Source organism: Bacillus rhizoplanae, from assembly GCF_917563915.1.
In the GTDB taxonomy this organism is placed as follows: domain Bacteria; phylum Bacillota; class Bacilli; order Bacillales; family Bacillaceae_G; genus Bacillus_A; species Bacillus_A rhizoplanae.
In genome coordinates this window covers 1-3,419 of the sequence record NZ_CAKJTI010000067.1, presented here as the reverse complement: position 1 = coordinate 3,419, position 3,419 = coordinate 1, and the positions used below count along the sequence as shown (strand labels likewise).

The window sequence follows — 3,419 nt, the reverse complement described above, 5'->3', positions numbered from 1 at the left end:
TCGAATTCATCCTCACTTCTTATGCTTACCTCTTTTAATAATTCGTCCTTTATCAATCCCACAAAACTATTTATACTCATCATTTCCACTCCGGTTTTGCTAAAAGGGGTCCCATCCACATGCCTATCAATCTAACAGAACGGGTTGCCCCATGCCCATCAAGTTAAAATCTCATAATACCCCCATAACGAAAATTTTATCCTTTTACAGTTATTTATGAGAGTTCGGCTCATTTTTTTCGTTTTGGGGAACAATTTATTTCTTAAGTTGATAGCGATGTGGCGCTACCCCTAGAAAGTTAAATAGAACTAGAGGGAAAGTATCAGAGTTAATGAATGGTTTAATGAAAAAAGGATTATTAGCGGTTGCAGAAACTGGAACAACTACAGAAGATGGCCGTATTTGTACAAGTCGTACATGGTTTGTAAATCCAAATATTATGTGTTGTTCTCCAAAAGATGGAGTAGATAAAGCAACTCAAAAAATCTTTAAAAAATCACTTAAAAATTTCGTAACTGAAGATGGTAAAAAACATAAGTTACCAATTTATTTATTTTAGATGTCATTTTATATTGACATCCTTTTTTTTATTACGTTTTCCATTTTTTAGGTGTTCCTTTTTGGGTACACAGGTGTTCTCTTTTGGGTACACCCTATATCTTATAAACCCTTGCTATTACTGACTTTATTCACTTTGCTCTTCTCACTCTTATATATAAAGCTAAAAGTTCCGCAAGGAACGGGTTGTATTTTTAAGAAAAACACTCAAAAATCTCCACCCTCAACATCAAAAAGTCGGCTCGTTTATCCTCACCTAAAGGCTACCGCCTTTTCTTTTTGATGTTGTCCTTGCAAAACTTTTTTGGGCTCGATTTGCTTTTATCGCCAAGCCGACAGACAAAAAGCAAAGCAATGGTTCTCGACTTGGGCTAACAAGTATACGAGCCCAACCGCTTAGATCAATCGTTCAAAAATAGTTCTTATACTATAATCGATACGTTTAATACGTGGGGTTTCGCCCCCACACGACGAGCCAGCACTCTAGCCAAAAAGCAAAATTGAAACTAAAAGATATGGTTAAATCAATAAAAAATACAATGAGCCGCCCATATGGATGGCTCATTTACATAATTTTCTTTATGAGAAGTACAAAAATTTAGTTTTTTTACTATACAAGTTATCATAGATAGCTTCAATTGTTTGTTAAATTTTGAATGGAGAATGTTCTAGAGTCAGGAGTTACAGGTAATTTCTTAGGTTTACTTGTTTCATATGATTTAGGTAAAGGTATTGTTGTATATCCTTTTTTTAGTACAATTTCAGTATTTACATTTATATTTTTGAATTGATTATTTATATTTGTTTTACTATCCTTTGAAGCTATCACTTTATAATCTCTCTCATAACCAATTAAAAAACATAGAAAAATACCTAAGATTGTTAAAAAAGTTTTTTTCAATAGCTATCACCATCTATCTTTAGAGTTACCTTAACTTTATGCTTGTCCCATATATTTTATGTATAAAAATATGGCATAGAATGTATAACCTTTAATTTATATAACGCATCATTATCGGGATTCAATGTATTTAAAAGACTATTAAAAGTCCTCCAGACTGTTTAACTGAGGGACTTTTGTGTTTACATAATTCTCGTTATTGGAAGTAACTATATAAATTTACTCAATTCTTTCTGGTAGAAAATTCAAATACATATTTAAACAATCAGTGTGTTCAGCTAATACCCTCATAGTCTTTTCGTTAGGAACTGAATAAATTATAGGATAGTCAATTTCATCTAACTCAGTATTAATTGGAAAAGCTAGTTTCTCTTTATCTAAAGAAAATTCAGCATGTACTCCAGATTTGTTTCCTCTTGCGTCTAAACGAATCCATTTATTTTTAGAATCAATATATACAGCATTAAGAGCATGAATGCAGTGCCCTGTATCAAGTGTTGCTCCTAATATAAGTCTTTGATAGCAAAAACCTGTAGGAATACCCTTAGAACGTAATAAAGCTGCTAATAAGTTAGATTTGGCATAGCATATTCCTTCCCCCTCTAATAGAACTTCAGAAGCTTTCTTTGTTATTCTTGTGCTTTGAATATCCCAAGAATGATAAATTTTATCCCTAATAAATTCATATGCTTGCTTTATGTATTCCAACTGTTGGGTATCTGAATTAATGTAAAGTTCATTTGATTTTTGTTGGATAAAAGGGTGTTGAAAGTCCACTTCTGGTAATTCCTTCAGATAATCTTCTAAATTTAATGATTCACAAATTAAATTCATCGTTACTTTTTCTCCTTCCAACTTTCATAAGTAAACTTTACACATATAAGTCAAAATTCCTCTTAGAACAATGAATACTATATACATGTGCGGTTAACATAACGTCTCATTATCCACAGTTAATCTATTTAGAAACCTATAAAAAGGTCCCTTCAGATCTTCTGAAGGGACCTTTCATTCACATAATCACGCTTATAGGTAATGAAAAAGGATCCTCTAATTGAAGATTCTTTTGTTAAACACAGATACCACTGTTTTAAAATGGTGTGGTGTTGAAAAAATAGTTTTTCTTCATCCTATACCTATTTTTATCAAAATAAACAACAATAAAGTCATTCATAAACGTACAGGGAAGATGCATTATTATCTGCCGAAACACCATTGCTAAATTTGTAGTTTGATAAGTTTATTGTTTTTCCCCAGTAGTAAGCGTTGTTAAACCCAATAGAGCCCCCACCTTTATAAGTATGTTGATACAAGTAAGTTCTTCCTGTACTAGCTGTACTAATTGAGGATATAATGTCATTCCAATATGCTCCCCAGTAAGAAGTGAGACTAGGGACAGCATATCCTACCTTAACAGGACCGTAAAATCCAGTTTTATTACTACCTGTATAAAAATCAGTACAACAAGCCCCAGATCCTAAAGTTTGGAAGTCACTGTCTACATTTGATTCTTTCTCTAATTTCTTTTCATTATTGATATAATCATCTTCTTCTTGCTGTGTTGTAAACCCTAAACGAACTTCATTCCCATTTTCGTCCCCTGTATAATAAACATGTTTGACATTGGCATCATTTGCATTTGTCGATACCTGTTTCCCATCAATTAAATCATACTGACTTATTTCTCCCTCAGCCGCAAAAGATACATTAGAAAAGGAGAAAATCGTTAAGAAGGCAAAAGCAACAGTAAACATGAGACTGCAAATCGTTTTCACTTCAACCACTCCCTATTTATAAATTACACACCAGTTAAATATAGTCGAATTCATTTTTTCTTTTAAGGTTCGAAATATTTAATCTGACTAGTTAATGTCATTAAACCAACTCCTTTATAAGTATTATTTTTTTAGTACTAACTAGTCGGTATTAATCAATTTATTATATGATGAAGAATGCGCTA

The 3,419-nt window shown here is 32.2% G+C and carries 3 protein-coding genes and 2 pseudogenes; 1 reads left to right on the top strand and 4 read right to left on the bottom strand.

Annotation, left to right across the window (positions count from 1 at the left end; genetic code table 11):
* Window positions 1–80, bottom strand: a pseudogene (locus LRP84_RS22205) (serine/threonine protein kinase); the annotation flags it as partial.
* A gap of 218 nt (window positions 81–298) precedes the next feature.
* Here LRP84_RS22205 and LRP84_RS22200 point away from each other — a divergent pair.
* Window positions 299–559: pseudogene (locus LRP84_RS22200) on the top strand (MarR family transcriptional regulator); the annotation flags it as partial.
* A gap of 633 nt (window positions 560–1,192) precedes the next feature.
* On the opposite strand, the gene LRP84_RS22195 reads toward LRP84_RS22200, so the two are convergent.
* The 3 genes from LRP84_RS22195 to LRP84_RS22185 form a co-directional block, all read right to left on the bottom strand.
* The gene (locus tag LRP84_RS22195; RefSeq protein ID WP_230577061.1) at window positions 1,193–1,459 is read right to left on the bottom strand and encodes a hypothetical protein; all 267 of its coding nucleotides are present in this window, start codon (window positions 1,457–1,459) and stop codon (window positions 1,193–1,195) included.
* A gap of 219 nt (window positions 1,460–1,678) precedes the next feature.
* On the bottom strand, window positions 1,679–2,293 hold the full coding sequence (locus tag LRP84_RS22190; RefSeq protein ID WP_230577060.1) for a transglutaminase-like domain-containing protein: 615 nt from the start codon (window positions 2,291–2,293) through the stop codon (window positions 1,679–1,681).
* A 332-nt stretch (window positions 2,294–2,625) separates the two neighbouring features.
* Window positions 2,626–3,234, bottom strand: coding sequence for a hypothetical protein (locus LRP84_RS22185; RefSeq protein WP_230577059.1), 609 nt, complete (start codon window positions 3,232–3,234; stop codon window positions 2,626–2,628).
* Between the last annotated feature and the right edge of the window lie 185 nt (window positions 3,235–3,419).

Bases quoted from the DNA above. Each gene is read 5' to 3' on its own strand.
- LRP84_RS22190 (WP_230577060.1), bottom strand. From the start codon at position 2,293: ATGAATTTAATTTGTGAATCATTAAATTTAGAAGATTATCTGAAGGAA.